Raw genomic sequence first — 14,906 nt, 5'->3', positions numbered from 1 at the left:
CCCGACCGGCTTCCCGGGCGGCAGACCACCCCACCCAAAACCGCGCCCCCGGGAGCTTCGGCCGACGGCGCGCGGACAACCGCACTTCAACGGAGGCGCCGTGGACGACATCGCCGTCCTCACGGAGCGCGCGGCCGAGACCTACGTCGCGGCCGCGGGATTTCGGGTCGGCCCGATCGGGCGGGTCGGCGTCGAGCTGGAATACCCCGTGCGTGATCCGCGCGCGCCGTTGACGCGCCCGTCGATCGCCCGGGTCACCGCCGCGACCGCCGGCCTGGCGCCGCTGCCGGGTGGCGGGCAGATCACCATCGAGCCCGGAGGGCAGCTGGAGATCTCGTCCGCGGTCGGCGCGTCCCTGCGGGACTGCGTCGAGCGGACGCGAACCGACCTGGCCCAGACGCGCGCCGCACTGTCCGCCGACGGCCTCCAGCTGGACGGCACCGGCCTGGACGCGCACCGGACACCCGAGCTGATCACCACGCACCCGCGCTATGTGGCACTCGCCGAATACCACGGTCGCTCGGGCGGCAAGGGCTTGGCGGTCATGTGCAACTCCGCCTCGGTGCAGGTCTGCCTGGACTCGGGAGACGAGTCCGACGGCTGGGCCGGCTACCGGATGCGCTGGTGGCTGGCCGACGCGATCGGCCCGGTGCTGCTCGCGGCGTTCGCCAACTCACCCCGGGTCGTCCGCGGCACCCGCTGGGTGTCCTACCGGCAGGCCTTGCGGTTCGCCACGGATGCCACGCGGACCCGCGCACCGCGACGCACCGGAGAGCCCCGCGTCGACTGGGCCCATTACGCGCTGCGGGCCAAGGTGGCGATGATCGCCGAGCCGGAGCCGACGCCCTGGTCGGTGCCCACCGGCCTGACCATGCGGTCGTGGCTGCGCGGCCACGGGCCACGGCCGGTCACGCTGGACGACCTGGAGCGGCACCTCGGCACCCTGGTGCCGCCGATCCGACCTCGGGGCTATCTCGAGTTCCGCATGATCGACCAGCAGCCGGGCGACGGCTGGGTGGTGCCGCTCGCGGTGGTGACGGCGCTGCTCGACGACCCGATCGCCGCCGATGCCGCCGCGGCGGCCACGGAGCACCTGCGCTCGCCGCTCCGGCGGCACCGTGACTGGCTGGCAGCCGCGCGCACGGGGCTGTCCGACCCACAACTGGCCACGGCGGCCCTGTCCTGCTTCGAGGCCGCCGCGGCGGCCCTCGACCGGGCGGGCGCGGGCAAGCAGATCCGGGGGGCGGTGGAGACGTTCATCGAACGGTACGTGGCTCGCGGCGCTTGCCCGGCCGACGATCCGGTGCCGCCGGCCGCCTTCACCGAGCCCGCCCTGGGCTGATTCTCCTGCCGGCAGTAAGCGCTCACTCACCCTGCGGGTGGTGAGCGCTTACTAACCCGGCGCGCCTTCGGCTGGGAGGCACAGCGTGACCGCGGCCGGGACCGCGCGGGCCTTGAGCTTGCCGGCGGTCCCCCGGGCGCCGCCGTCGAGTTCGTAGACGAGTGGGTCGGCCAGCTTCACCCGTACCTTGCGGCCTGCTGTGATCTTGATGAATGGGGAGCCTTCCGAGCGCCCGGTGGCCATCCGGCCCAGGGTGCGCGCCCATTCGAGGGCTCCCTCGGCAGTGGCTACGCCGACCTCCAGCCGGCCGTCGTGCGGGCTGGCGTCGTCGAACGCGCGGATGCCGCCGGTGATCGTGCCGACGTTGCCGAACAGCACGCAGCTGGCCGCGCCGCTGTACCAGGGCGAGCCGTCTACCGTCACGGTCATCGGCACCGCGCCGTCGCGGACGTGGCGGACGCCCGTCCACGCGTACGCGACTCGGCCCAGCTTGTCCTTGAGGCCCCCGTCGGCGTCCCGGATCAGCTCACCGTCGAAGCCCGCGCCGGCCATCACCGCGAAGTGCTCTCCGTTGATGCGGCCGAGGTCGAACGCCCGGCGTCGGCCGTGCAGGCCGATCTCGACCGCCGCCGCCAGGTCCTCGGGAATGTCCAGGTTGGTCGCCAGCAGGTTGGCGGTGCCGGCCGGCACGATGGCCAGCGGCACGTCCGACGCGCCCGCACTGGCCAGGGCGTCGACGGTCCGCTGCACCATGCCGTCGCCACCCCAGACGAAGATGAGCTCGGCGCCGGCGGACAGCGCCTGGCGTACCCGCTTGGGTGCCTTTCGGCTCTTGGGCACCTCGTACCAGAGCGGGTCGACCACCCCCGCGTCCGCGAGCCGGCGGCGGAGCTCCGGCAGCCCGCCGTCGAGGCTCTTCCGCTTGTGTGCCACCACCGCGACCTTGGAATCCATGGCCGCCAATTACCCCAACGGAAGCTCCGCTACGCCCGTGCCGAACTCGCTGTGCCGGGGCAGCCCCGGCCATTGTGGCCCGTTGTCTCGCAGGAAATATTCGAGCCCCGGGTCCCAGGTGTGCCCGGCCGCCCGGCGGTGGTAGATGTAGCCCAGCGGATGCGTCCGATAGACCAGGCCGCCCGAACGGGTCACTCGTGAGATCAGTCCACGGTCGATCGACCGCGGCACCGGCCGCCAGCCGCCGACCTCCTCCAGGTCGCCGCGGCTGATCAGCATCGTCCCGCCGGCCACCACGCCCGCGTAGTGCTCGGCCCGGCCGTTCTGCCGGCGGACCGTGGTGTCCAGGGCATGCAGGTGTACGAACTCCGCGGCCTTGCCGACCAGCGTGGCGCCGGAGACCAACCGGGCCAGCACCAGGTCCCAGACGTGCTCCGGGCCGTAGTTGTCGTCGTCGTCGAACTTGGTGATCAGGCTACCGCGGGCGCGGGCGGTGGCCCGGCCGATCGCCTCGCCGAAGCCGAACCGCTGCTCGGGGCCGATGGCCACCAGCTCGACCGGGCGGCTGCACCGGGCCACCTGCCCGAGCAGCTCGGCCGACGGGTGCGCCCCGTGCAGGCAGAGCACGATCTCCAGGTCCGGATACGTCTGCCGTTCGATCGCCGCGACCGTCGACGCGACGTGCTCCAACCGCCGGGTGACCAGCAGGACGCTGACCGACGGCGGGGCCACCAGCGCCGGGAAGGTGTCGCGGGCCAGGCGGGGCAGCGCGAAAGCGGTGGCGTGCTGGCGCAGTGCGGCGCGGCGCTGGCGGACCGCCCGTACCTCCCATTCGAGGTCGTCCGTCGGCAGTTCCCCGACGACCAGCGGACGAAGCTCGTCGGCGAGGTGGGCGGCGACGGGCGGGCGCAGGTCCGGCGCGTGCACGAGGACCCCGGCCGCCGCCAGCCGGACCAGCACGGCCGCCTCCCCTGCCGGGTAAATGCACGGCACCGAAGCGCAGCGCACCACGCCGATCTTGGCCAGCGCCGCGATCTCCTCGGGCGCGAGTCGCTGGCCGTCGGTCCGGCCGGACACCAGCGGCCCGTCGGGCCCGTCGATCCGCCAGTCGTCGCCGGCGAAGACGAGGCCGGCCACCGGCGTGGCCGGCCCGAACGGCCCGTAGCGGCCGATGCAGGCCGAATGCTCGACGTCGACCAGCACCGTGCCGCCGACGCCGGCCGTGCCCGCCTGGATCACCCCGCCAAAGAGCAGCTCCTGCGCCGTCGAAGCCCCGTCAGGTGGCAGCGGCGTGCCGTCCGAGCTGAGCACCAGGTCGTGCGGGCGGATGTCGTCGTCGGTCGGCAGCGTCCCGCTGACCACTGCGACGTTGGCCGTCGAGCCCACCCAGGGCGGCGCGACGTCCTGCACGGTGATGTCGGCGCTGACCGCCCGGGGCAGTGGCCGGACCGAGGTGAACACGGGCAGCACGGCCATGATCAGTTGGCGCAGCGGCGCCGGCCGGCGCACCTCCAGGGCGACCCCGGCCCGGCCCGGGCCGGCGGCGGGCAGCCGGATGCGGTGCGAGAGCAGGTGCGGCAGCGCGCCGAGCCGGCCCGACCAGGTGCCCTCGGGGTTCTGCCACCGCTCGACGAAGACGGTCAGCGCGCGGACCATGGTGCCGCCGGCCGGATGGTCGAGCAGAACGCGCAGGTCGGCGAGCGAGGCGGCGGACACGCACATCGAGTTGATCGACGTGCCAGCGCCCAGGAACGGGGCCGGGCTGTCCGGCGACTCGATCACGCTGAGCCTCGCGCGCCACATCGAGGCCGGCCACCTGCGGGTACGTGTCGCGCGTGGCCCCGCATAGATCCGCCACCGGTGTCGATGGTCCGCCGCCACGCGACGCTCCCGTCGTTTCGAGCCGGCAACCCCCCGTCAACCGGCACAATTAACGTAGCGTCCAGGCGGCGCTGATTTTGGCTAGATACACTCACGACCGTGCCAACCCCGAACGACGCAAACGAGCCGGTCCGGATCTTCCGCAACGACTGGAGCGTTCTGCAGCCGCCGGAAATCGGGGCCTGGACGCCCACCCGCACTGTTTCCGTGGTCATCCCGGCCTACAACTGCCAGGAGTCGCTCAACCTGACCCTGGCGGCGCTGGCACACCAGACCTACCCGGCCGACCTGCTGGAAGTCGTGATCGCCGACGACACCAGCGAGCCGCCGCTGGAGCTGCCCAAGATCCGCCCGGCCAACTGCCGGATCGTCCGGGTCGGCGACCATTCCAGTGGCTGGGGGCGCGCCAACGCGCTGCACGTCGGGGCCACCAACAGCACCGGCGAGATCATCCACTGGCTCGACGCCGACATGGTCGTCTTCCCCGAGCACGTCGAGGCCCAGGTCCGCTGGCACCACCTCAGCGACGACGTGGTCACGCTCGGCTACAAGCGGTTCGTCACCGCCTGGTCGACGCCGGAAGAGGTCGCGGAGCGCTGCGCCGCCGGCACGATCGACACGCTCTTCGCGCTGGACGACACCGAGCCGCACGACTACGTCGAAGAGATCATCGAGAAGACCGACCAGCTCCGGAAGGGCGACCACCTCAACTTCCGCGCGCACGTCGGCGCGACCGCGGCGCTGACCCGGCGGCTCTACGAGGAGAGCGGCGGGCTCGACACCAACCTGCGCCTCGGCGAGGACACCGAGTTCGGCTTCCGGCTGACCCAGGCCGGCGCGGCCTACGTGCCGGAGCCGAAGGCCGGCAGCTGGCACATGGGCCCGACCAACATGATGCAGCGGGGCGACGCGCTGCGCCGCTACAACTGGCCGTTCCTGGCCGACCTGATGCCGCAGCCGCGCTGGCTGCGCCCGCCCGGCAACCGCACCTGGAAGGTGCCGCTGGTCACCGCGGTCGTGCGGGCCGAGGGCAGCTTCGAGCAGATCCGCACCTGCGTCGACCTGCTGCTGATGAGCGACCTCACCGACCTGCGGGTGATGCTGGTCGCCGACTGGGCCTCGATCGGCGAAGGGCGCAGGTCGGTGCTGGCCGACCCGCAGCTCGACCTGCGCCTGGTGGAGGCGACCTACCGACACGAGCCGCGGGTCGCGCTGGTCTCGTCGGCGCCCGAAGACGTCTACCCGTCGCCGTACCTGCTCCAGGTGCCGGTCACCACCGGCGTCGACGCCAACACCGTCCGCCGGCTGGTCAGCGTCTGCAACCAGTGGCGGGTCGGCCTGGTCCGGGTGCTGCCGCCCAAGTCCGGCTCGAAGGACCACACCGTGGCCCTGTGGCGCACCGCGGCGCTGCGCCGCGCCGCCCGGGTCAAGCGGGCCGACGAGTCCTGGGAGAAGGCCGTGCTGTCGGTGTTCGGCGAGCGCTGGGTCAGCGGGCGCGACTTCGCCGTCGCCAACCTCGCCGAGTGGCAGCAGGAAGAGCTGGTGTCGCCCGGGCCGCGCCTGGTGGCCCGACCGACCCTCGGCCGCCGGGTCAGCTTCTTCGGAGTCGACACGATTCCGGTCGGCGGCGCCCGCTCGCTGGCGACCGCGACGCGGTTCGTGTTCCGCCGCTACGCCGCCGAAGCCACCCGCCGCGTACGCGGAAAGTTGAGCCGAAACCCGTAGCCGCCGCTCGGGCGGCCCGTGCTCCTAGCGGGCCGCGGTGACGCGCAGGATGCCGCGCGGGTCGATGTCGATCCGGACGGGTCCGGCCGTGGCCGGGGTCAGTCGGGGGCCGGCGGGCAACGGCACGCTCGGACCGCCCGGCTCGCCGAGGGCGACCCGCCAGACCGCCGGCGGTTCGTCCGGCACGCCGGGTGTGGCGATCGCCGCGACCAGGTCCGCCAACGGCACCCGCCCCATCCACTTCGGACCGGAAGCCACCACCGGGTACGCCAGCGACGGCACCCCGGCAGCCCGCTCGAGCCGCAGCAGGGTCCCGGGTGCGAGCTCACCGCACCCGTCGACGTAAAGGTCCCCGGCGTCCTCGCCGGCCTCGGCCGCGACCACCGCCGGCCGCTCGACCACGACCCGCAGCACCCCGGACCGAGCCAACGGCGTCACCAGCGTCGACTGGTCCACCCAGCGGGCCTGGAACGGGAGCGGCTCGGTGACCCGCACCGGGGCCCGCAGCGCGTCCCGGGCAGGCGCGACGTTGACCGTCCACTCCGCCGGCCGCCAGCCCTGCCGGCCGCGCAGCCGCGACGGCCGCAACAGGCCTGACCCGCCAGCGCTGGGCAACGCCACAACCTGGTCACCCGGAGAACCCTCGCGCAGCCACAGCAGCGCCAGCGGAACGAGCGAGTCGGCGAGCGAGATCCGCAGCCAGCCGCCGACCCAGTCGACGGCCGTCGCCCGCACGGCCGGGGTGACCGGGTCACGCCACGCGGCCATGCCCGCGCCCGGGGCGGCCGACGCGCGCACCGACGAGACCAGGCGGACGAGACCGTCCAGGTCGCCGTCGCGGGTCAGCTTCCAGGCAGCGGCAAGGCGCTGCGGGAGTCGGCTCAGCGAGTCGGCGTCGACCCCGGCCAGGAAGGCGGTCGCGAGTTTGGCGAACCGCGCCCGGTACGCGTCGTCGACGTCCGGCAGCACCTCGAGCACCAGGCGCAGGTCGCTCTGCAGTGCCGTCTCCGCGTACCAGGTCGCGAATGGACCGTCCAACGCGGACAGCGCCGACAGTGCGGAGGACACGGCCGCGAACCGGTCGTCGAGGTTGCGTTGCTCGGCCAGCCGCTGGCTGATCGACGGGTCGCCCGCCGGCCGCTGCCGCCAGTAGTAGACCGGCAGGTCGATCACGTCCACGCTGCTGGCCCGCCCGTAGAGCGGCACGGTCACCGGGATGTCCTCGTAGTGCACGCCCTCCGGGAACCGGGTCGAACCCCAGAACGACCGCCGCCACACTTTGTTGCAGGCGAGCCGGTCGTAGACGAGATATCGGTGCGAACGCGGGTTGACGGCCAGCCGGGTCTCCCGATGGGTACCCCGGTGCAGCGGCGAGGGCGTCAGCGCGCCGTCCGTCAGCAGGGAGACGTTGCCGCTGGCGAAGTCGGACCCGGTCTGTTCGAGGGCGTTGACCAACACTTCGAACGCGTACGGCGGCAGCACGTCGTCGGCATCGACGAAAGCGAGGTAGTCACCCGTGGCCAGCGCGGCCCCGGCGTTGCGTGCCGCACCGAGCCCGGCGTTGGCCTGGTGCACCACCCGGAAGCGCGGATCCCGTGCGGGCCACGCGTCGGCGAGCGAGCCGCTGCCGTCGGTGGAGCCGTCGTCGACCAGCACCACCTCGAGGTCGCGATACGTCTGTGCCGCGAGCGATTCAAGGCAAATGTCCAGGTAGCGGGCAACGTTGTGCACCGGCACGACGACACTCAGCATGATCAGCCTCGAAACACGGTGTCGACCACCCGCTGTGCGGCGTGGCCGTCGTCGAGCGTGGCGAACCTGCGGCGGAACTCCGCCCGGGCCTTCGTGGCCGCGTCGTTCTCGAACGCGCCCGAGGAGAGCACCTCGTAGAGGTCGTCGAGGGTCTGCGCGACGGCACCCGGCGGCTCGGCCACGACGTCGAAGTAGACGCCCCGGATCATCCGGTACGCCTCCCAGTCCGGCGCGTAGATGACGATCGGCCGATCCAGCACGGCGTAGTCGAACATCACCGAGGAATAGTCGGTGACCAGCACGTCGGCAGCCAGGTAGAGGTCCTCCACCGACGGATGGCCCGACACGTCGCGCACTCCGGGCAGGTCGACCGGATCCGCCGAGGCACCCCGGCGGTCGTGGAAGTAGTGGCTGCGCATCAACAGCACCGCGTCGGTCCCGGCGGCCGCCCGCACCCGCTCCGGGTCGAACGGCGGGTGGTAGCCGGGCAGGTGCTCGCGGTGCGTCGCCGCGTAGAGCACGACCCGCTGGCTGGGCGCGATGCCCAACGACGCCCGGACCCGGGCGACCTCGTCGGGCGTCGCCAGCGCGAGGCGGTCGTTGCGCGGGTAGCCGGTCTCCAGCGTGCGATAGCGGCACGGGTACGCGCGTTCCCACATCTGGGTCGTGAACGCGTTGGCGGTGATGCTGTAGTCCCACCGGTCGGCCCGGCGCATCTGGCCGGCGAAGTCGGCGTCCTGCACCCCGCCCGGGTAGTCGCGCTGGTCGAGCCCCATCACCTTCAGCGGCGTGCCGTGGTGGGTCATCACGTGGGTGCTGCCCTCGCGCTTGACCACGTAGTTCGGCCAGTTGACGTTGTTGACCAGGTACGTCGCCCGGGCCAGCGCCTGGAAGTAGGCCCGGGTGCCCGCGACCACGTACGGCACGCCCGGCGGCAGGGTGCCCACCTTGTCACGGCGCACCACCCAGACACCGCGTACGCCCGGTTCAAGCTCTTTGGCCTTCTCGTAGATGGCGGCCGGGTTGCAGGCGTAGCCGCGGTACCAGTAGGCCGCGAACAGGGCCAGCTGCGGATCCCGTGGGCGGCGCAGCTCGGCGTGGTAGTAGGCGCGCAGCGCGGCCGCCCGACCGAGCCGGGCCAACCGCCGGCCCCGGCGGCCCGCCCGCTTGGCGACGGCACCGGTCGCCTTGGCGTCCTGCGCACGCCGGAAGCCGAACCTCAGGGTCTGGAAGGTGCGCTCGCGGCCGCCCGCGACGAGTCGGTGCTTGATCCCGTCCAGGCCACCGGGCACCGGGTAACCGCCGGGCGGGAGGTAGCGGTGGTACTGCGCGGTCATCTCCTCGAAGAACCGGCTGCGCAGCTCGTCGGGCAGCCGGTCGTCGTTGCCCCGGACGATGAGGAAGTGCCAGATCATCCGGCGGAACAGCAGCCCACGCAGCTTGTCGGCGCCCGGCCGGCTGTCGTCGAAGGTGTCGAAGACCTCGGACCAGTTGGGGAAGATCGCGAAATGGCCCTCGCCGACCGTCCGGGTGGCCGCGCCGATCCGCCGCTGCCGGTAGTTGACCCCGACCCGGTCGAGCAGCGTGATCTTGTCGGCGGCGAGCAGCACCCGGTACGTGAACGGGACGTCCTCGTACCAGCCGGTCTTGAACTCGAACCCGGTGGCGAGCAGCAGCGAACGCCTAATGATCTTGTTCCACGGGGTGTGCAGGATCTCGATCGCCCGTGGCCACTCGCGGAGCGCGAAGACCTCCGGCGCGCCGGCGAACTGGTTCACCGAGCGGTCGACGGTGCCGTCCCAGTGCGCCCGGACGTGGTCGACCACGACGACGTCCGGGTCGAGGTGGGCGATCCGGGCGGCCACGGCCGCCACTATGCCCTCGGCCAGCCAGTCGTCGCTGTCGACGAACCAGACGTAGTCGCCGGTGGCCTTGGTCAGGCCACGGTTGCGGGCCGGGCCCTGGCCGCTGTTGCGCTCCATGGTCAGCAGGACGACCCGCGGGTCGCGGGCCGCATATTCCGCCAGGATGTCGGCGCTGCCGTCCGTCGACCGGTCATCGATGGCGATCAGCTCGATCGGGACAGACTCGTCCGCGAGGATCGAGTCGAGGCACTGCCGCAGATATGGCCGGACGTTGAAGACCGGAACGATGAAACTGATCAAAGGGCTGCGGCTGCCGCCCGATTCCGCCACCAGATCACACTGCCCAACAAGAAGGTAAACAGCAGGTAAGCAGCGATCGTAACCGTCATCGCGGCCGCCTGCCCGGAAGCGCAGCCGAGGCCGAGCACCAGGATCCGGCCGTCCCACCCCAGGCCCCAGCGTTGCAGCCAGCCGCCGGTCTCCCGCTTCTCCAGCCGCGCGGTGAGGTCGTAATGCCAGAGCGCGAGCGCGAACAACAGGAGGAAAGTCGCCCAGGCGGGCACGTCGTAGGACACCCCGACCGCGATCACGAAGAGGTACTCGGCGGCCCGGAGGGCCGCGGGCACCAGGAAGTCCAACGGACGGCGGTGTGCGGCCCCGGCGGGCAGGCCGGCGACCAGGATGATGGCGACGGCCGCGCTGATCGTCGCCACGGCGCGCTCGACCGGGGTCTGCCCGGCGTAGGCGAGGCCGACCAGCACCGCGCCGACGAGGGCCGCCGCCACCGCGCCGACCAGCGGACGGCCGCCGGAGCGGGTCAGCAGCCGGCCGACGCTGGACTCCGGCACCAGCCGCGCGAACGGCCCGTCGTCGCGCTGCACGGCGGCCGGGACGCCGGCGAAGGCCGAGACCCGCATGCCGAGGGCCCGCAACGTGCGCAGCCCGAGGGTGTACGCGAACGCGACCACGATGCCGGCCAGCACGCCGATCAGCGCGATCCGCGGCCCGAACAGCGCCGCGAGCAGCGCCATCACCGCCCACCGCTCACCGATCGGGAACGCGGCCGTGCGCTTGAGCCAGTAGGCGACCGAGCCGGTGTCGGCCCGCACCCGGGCCGAGACGGCGCCGAGCCGACCCGCCACGCCGCCGTCGGCGGCCGGGGCCGCGCTCGCCGAGCGGACCGCGACGTCGTGCAGGGTGCCGTACCAGGTGTCGGTCATGTGCCGAACGGTCTGCAGGCCGATCGCGGCGATCGCCAGCGGCCAGGCACCGGCCAGGCCGGCCGCCTCGGCGCCCACCGCGAGACCGGCGTAGACGAGGTATTCCTTGCCCCGGTCGGCGATCGTGTCGAGCCAGCCGCCGAACACGCTGAAGTTGCGGGTGTAGCGGGCGAGCTGGCCGTCGACGCAGTCCAGCACGAAGCCCAGGTAGAGCAGGACGCCGCCGAGCACCCAGGCGAGCCGGTTGCCGCCGAAGGCGAACAGCGCCGCAGCGGCCGCGACGACCACGATCGACACCGCGGTGACCTGGCTCGGGCTCAGCCGGAGCCGGGCCGCCAGCTTGGTCACGCGCGGCGACCAGGGGCTGACGAAGTAGGTGGTGAAGAAGTCGTCCTGCTCCTTGACCGCCAGCTTGAGCTCGGCGCGGTCGGAGTCGACCTCGGCCACGGCGGCCAGCGCGGCCGGGGTCTCGGCGGGGCTCTCGACCCGGCGGGCCACCAGCAGCCGGACCCGCTGCGCGGTGACGATGGCGCCCCCGGCCAGCAGGTCCGCGACGGAGAGGCCGCCGGACAGCGCCGGCAGGTCGGCGACACCGACCCGGACCAGCCCGCCGGACACCCCGGTCGGCTCACCCGGCACGAGTTGGCCGCGCTCTTCCCGGACCGGCTCGCCGGGGCCGTCGGGCAGCACGAGAGCGACGCTGCCGGCGCCCGGCGCGGTGGCCACGTGCCGGATCACCGCGTCGTGCGCGACCAGGTCGCCGGAGCAGATCAACACCGGCTCCGCGAGGTCGGTCGGGAGAGTGTCCCGGACCTCGCGGGCGCCGGCGGCGCGGAGTTGGGCGGTGAGCCGATCCAGCAGAGCCGGGTCGGAGCCCGGCAACAGGACGGCTACCGTCACGAACGAACCGCTACCGAGTTGTAGGAGTCGAGCGCGTCCTGGACGGAGCCGTCGGTGACCAGCTTGCCCTTGTCGAAGTAGAGCCCGCGGTTGCAGAACCGGGTCAGGTCGGCCTCGTTATGCGAGACCAGCACCAGCGACCGGCCCTCGGCGAGCAGCCGCTCGATGGTGGCGTAGCACTTCTTGCGGAACTCCGCGTCGCCGACCGCCATGACCTCGTCGACCAGCAGGATCGGGTGCGACAACCGGGCGATCACCGAGAAGCCGAGCCGCACCTTCATGCCGGACGAGTAGTGCCGGACCGGGGTGTCGATCGCCGAGCTCACCTGGTCACCGGCGAAGTCGACGATCTCGTCGAAGTTCTTCTTCAGGAAGTTGCTGGACAGGCCGTGCAGCGAGCCGACCAGGTGCACGTTCTCCCGGCCGGTCAGGTCGTTGGAGAAGCCCGCCGAGAGCTCGAGCAGCGGAGCGACCCGGCCACGCACGGTGATCTTGCCCTCGTCGGGGATCAGCACGCCGGCGATCAGGCGCAGCAGTGTGCTCTTGCCCGTGCCGTTGCGGCCGATGACGCCGAGCGCGTCGCCCGCGTTGATGCTGAAGTTGACGTCGCGCAGGGGCCAGAACTCGCCCGGGTTCGGCGACCGGTTGCTCCGGTGGATGAACATCTCGCGGATGCGCATCTGCCGACGGCGGTTGCGGACGAACCGGACGCCGAGCCCCTCGGCCTCGATGATCGGGGTGGCCACTTACAGCTCCTTGAGGACGGCGGGTTCGAGGCGGCGGAACACCCACCAGCCGCCGACCAGCAGGACGACGCTGATGCCGGCGGTGACGCCGAGCAGCTGGCCGCTCGGGAACATCTCCGGGTACCAGATGGCGTGGTAGAGCTGCATGATGCCGACCAGCGGGTTCAGCTCGTACGCCGTCTTGACCCAGTGCGGCATGTCCGCGTTCTGCACCAGCGCCAGCGGGTAGATGATCGGCGTGGCGTAGAACAGGAAGCGCAGGCCGAGCCGCATCAGCTTCTCGACGTCGCGGAGCAGCACGTTGAGCGAGGAGAGCAGCAGCGCGATCCCGATCAGGAAGACGGTCTGCAGCAGCACCGCGAGCGGGAGCGCGAGCAACTGCCAGTCGAAGTGCAGCTCGCCGAAGACGATCGCGAGGACGATCAGGATCGGCACGCCGGCGAGGAACTCGGCGAACCGGCCCAGCACCCGGCCGATCGGGAAGACCTGGCGGGCCACCTTCATCGTCGTGATCAGCCGGGCCTGGCCGGTCAGCGCGCTGGTGGCCTCGCCCATCGCCGCGTTGGCCCAGGACCAGGCGAAGATGCCGGTGATCAAGAACAGGGGGTACGAGTTGTTGGCGTCGCCGAGGTGGCGGTCGGCGCCCGTGCCGTAGAGCACACCGAAGACGAACCAGTAGATCGCGGCGACGCCGAGCGGCTCGATCAGTGACCAAAAGTAACCAAGAATGGACTGTTGGTATTTCACCGAGAGGTCCCGGCGGACCAGCAGCCCCAAGGCGTTGCGGTTTTCCCACAACGTCGTCACGCTCGATGTCAAAGCCGCCTCCACCTGCGTTTCTCTTGCGACGGGCAACCCATCGGCGTCAGCTCATGGTCTTTGCGAGGGCTGCCCTGGCGGCGCTCGCGTCGCGGCGGCTGGGGGCGCCGACGCGGCCCGCTGACGCGCCATAGGTTAGCAGTCGGTTAAACATCGCGATAAGCCCAGCGGTCGTTCGGCGGCCAAGGTCAACATTCGATGACATTGACGGCCAAGCCACCCCGCGCGGTCTCCTTGTACTTCACTTTCATGTCAGCGCCCGTTTCCCGCATGGTCTTGATGACCTTGTCCAGGGAGACGTGGTGCACCCCGTCGCCACGCAGCGCGAGCCGGGCCGCGGTGATCGCCTTGATGCTCGCCACGGCGTTGCGCTCGATGCACGGAATCTGCACCAGGCCGCCGACCGGGTCGCAGGTCAGACCCAGGTTGTGCTCCATGCCGATCTCCGCGGCGTTCTCCACCTGCTCCGGCGTGCCGCCCAGCGCCTCGGCCAGGCCGGCGGCCGCCATCGAGCAGGCGGAGCCGACCTCGCCCTGGCACCCGACCTCGGCACCGGAGATCGAGGCGTTCTCCTTGAAGAGCACGCCCATCGCCGCGGCGGAGAGCAGGAACCGGACGACGCCGTCGGCGGTCGCCTCGGGGACGAACCGGGTGTAATAGTGCAGGACGGCCGGGATGATGCCGGCGGCGCCGTTGGTGGGCGCGGTCACCACCCGTCCGCCGGCCGCGTTCTCCTCGTTGACCGCCAGCGCGAACAGGGTCACCCAGTCCATCACCCGCAGCGGGTCACCGGCGATCTCCGAGCGCAGCTTGCGGTTGAGCTCGGCCGCCCGGCGGCGGACCTTGAGCCCGCCGGGGAGCGTCCCGTCGCGTTCACAGCCCCGCTCGACGCACTCCCGCATGACCCGCCAGATGTCCAGCAGGCCGGCGCGGACCTCCGCCTCGGACCGCCAGGACAGCTCGTTGGCGAGCATCACGTCGGAGATCGAACCCCCGGCTTCGGCGGTACGGGCAAGCAGCTCGGCGCCGGTCGTGAACGGATAGCGGACCACGGTGGTGTCGGGCTTGATCCGGTCGGCCCCGGCCGCCTCCTCGTCGACGACGAACCCTCCGCCGACCGAGTAGTAGGTGCGCTCCCGCAGCGTGCCGCCGGCCGAGTCGAAGGCCGCGAAGGTCATGCCGTTCGGGTGGTAGGGCAGCGACCGCCGCCGGTGCAGGACCACGTCGTCGGACGGGTCGAAGTCGATCTCGTGCTGGCCGAGCAGGGCCAGCCGCTTGCTCTCGGCCGTGCGGGTGACGAGCTTGGGCACCTCGTCGGTGTCGACCCCTTCGGGCGTCTCGCCGGCCAGGCCGAGCACCACGGCGCGGTCGCTGCCGTGCCCGTGGCCGGTGGCGCCCAGCGAGCCGAACAGCTCAGCCCGGACCCGGGCGGTGGCGGCGAGGACGCCGTCGGCGGCGAGCCCGGCGGCGAACGTGCGCGCGGCCCGCATCGGGCCGACCGTGTGCGAGCTGGACGGTCCGATACCGACCGTGAAGAGGTCGAAAGCGCTGATCACCGGGGGTGCTCCATTCTGAGGGCCGCGCGCGCGAGCATACGCGCGCAATCGGGGTACTCCCTACGGGAAGCGGGTGCCCCGAATCCCCCTACGGACCGAGGGCGGCCGGACTGTCCGTTTCTAGCGTTGATATCAGGACCGAATGA

At 72.1% G+C, this 14,906-nt stretch carries 9 protein-coding genes and 1 pseudogene; 2 read left to right on the top strand and 8 right to left on the bottom strand.

Translation table 11 applies throughout. The features are described 5' to 3' along the window. Nucleotides 1–100: 100 nt before the first annotated feature. A complete protein-coding gene (locus CHC05_RS24220; protein ID WP_218824662.1) occupies nucleotides 101–1,342 on the top strand; it encodes a glutamate-cysteine ligase family protein in 1,242 nt (413 codons plus the stop codon). A 51-nt stretch (nucleotides 1,343–1,393) separates the two neighbouring features. Here CHC05_RS24220 and CHC05_RS24215 read toward each other — a convergent pair whose 3' ends face one another. Continuing rightward, nucleotides 1,394–2,275: a diacylglycerol/lipid kinase family protein gene (locus CHC05_RS24215; RefSeq protein WP_245871184.1), complete on the bottom strand. Its 882-nt coding sequence runs from the start codon at nucleotides 2,273–2,275 to the stop codon at nucleotides 1,394–1,396. 30 nt (nucleotides 2,276–2,305) lie between these two features. Continuing rightward, entirely contained in the window at nucleotides 2,306–4,078 is a 1,773-nt protein-coding gene (locus CHC05_RS24210; RefSeq protein WP_144022741.1) for a glycosyltransferase family 2 protein, read from the bottom strand. Between the two features lie 198 nt (nucleotides 4,079–4,276). Between CHC05_RS24210 and CHC05_RS24205 the strand changes: the two genes are divergently transcribed. Continuing rightward, complete coding sequence (locus CHC05_RS24205; protein WP_089252639.1) at nucleotides 4,277–5,902, top strand: glycosyltransferase family 2 protein; 1,626 nt, start codon at nucleotides 4,277–4,279, stop codon at nucleotides 5,900–5,902. Nucleotides 5,903–5,926: 24 nt separating this feature from the next. Here the strand turns inward: CHC05_RS24205 and CHC05_RS24200 are convergent, their stop codons facing one another. From CHC05_RS24200 to CHC05_RS24175, 6 genes and pseudogenes are all read right to left on the bottom strand, one after another. After that, a complete protein-coding gene (locus tag CHC05_RS24200) occupies nucleotides 5,927–7,654 on the bottom strand; it encodes a glycosyltransferase (protein WP_089252637.1) in 1,728 nt (575 codons plus the stop codon). 2 nt (nucleotides 7,655–7,656) lie between these two features. Beyond that, on the bottom strand, nucleotides 7,657–9,819 hold the full coding sequence (locus CHC05_RS24195) for a bifunctional glycosyltransferase/CDP-glycerol:glycerophosphate glycerophosphotransferase (RefSeq protein ID WP_089252823.1): 2,163 nt from the start codon (nucleotides 9,817–9,819) through the stop codon (nucleotides 7,657–7,659). Further along, nucleotides 9,816–11,639: a DUF5941 domain-containing protein gene (locus tag CHC05_RS24190; protein ID WP_089252635.1), complete on the bottom strand. Its 1,824-nt coding sequence runs from the start codon at nucleotides 11,637–11,639 to the stop codon at nucleotides 9,816–9,818. The genes CHC05_RS24195 and CHC05_RS24190 overlap by 4 nt, the downstream gene beginning before the upstream one ends. Then, a pseudogene (locus CHC05_RS24185) lies at nucleotides 11,636–12,244 on the bottom strand (ABC transporter ATP-binding protein); the annotation flags it as partial. The pseudogene CHC05_RS24185 and the gene CHC05_RS24190, both read right to left, overlap by 4 nt. A gap of 141 nt (nucleotides 12,245–12,385) precedes the next feature. Next, the gene (locus tag CHC05_RS24180; protein WP_089252631.1) at nucleotides 12,386–13,204 is read right to left on the bottom strand and encodes an ABC transporter permease; all 819 of its coding nucleotides are present in this window, start codon (nucleotides 13,202–13,204) and stop codon (nucleotides 12,386–12,388) included. 188 nt (nucleotides 13,205–13,392) lie between these two features. Further along, nucleotides 13,393–14,760, bottom strand: a complete 1,368-nt coding sequence (locus CHC05_RS24175) for an L-serine ammonia-lyase (RefSeq protein ID WP_089252629.1) — start codon at nucleotides 14,758–14,760, stop codon at nucleotides 13,393–13,395. Nucleotides 14,761–14,906: the final 146 nt, after the last annotated feature.

The sequence above is a fragment of the Asanoa hainanensis genome (genome assembly GCF_900188485.1).
Taxonomy (GTDB): domain Bacteria; phylum Actinomycetota; class Actinomycetes; order Mycobacteriales; family Micromonosporaceae; genus Asanoa; species Asanoa hainanensis.
This window is presented reverse-complemented; position numbering and strand designations above follow the sequence as displayed.

Excerpts from the sequence above, each read along its gene's own strand:
- CHC05_RS24200 (WP_089252637.1), bottom strand. The coding sequence starts at position 7,654 with ATGCTGAGTGTCGTCGTGCCGGTGCACAACGTTGCCCGCTACCTGGAC.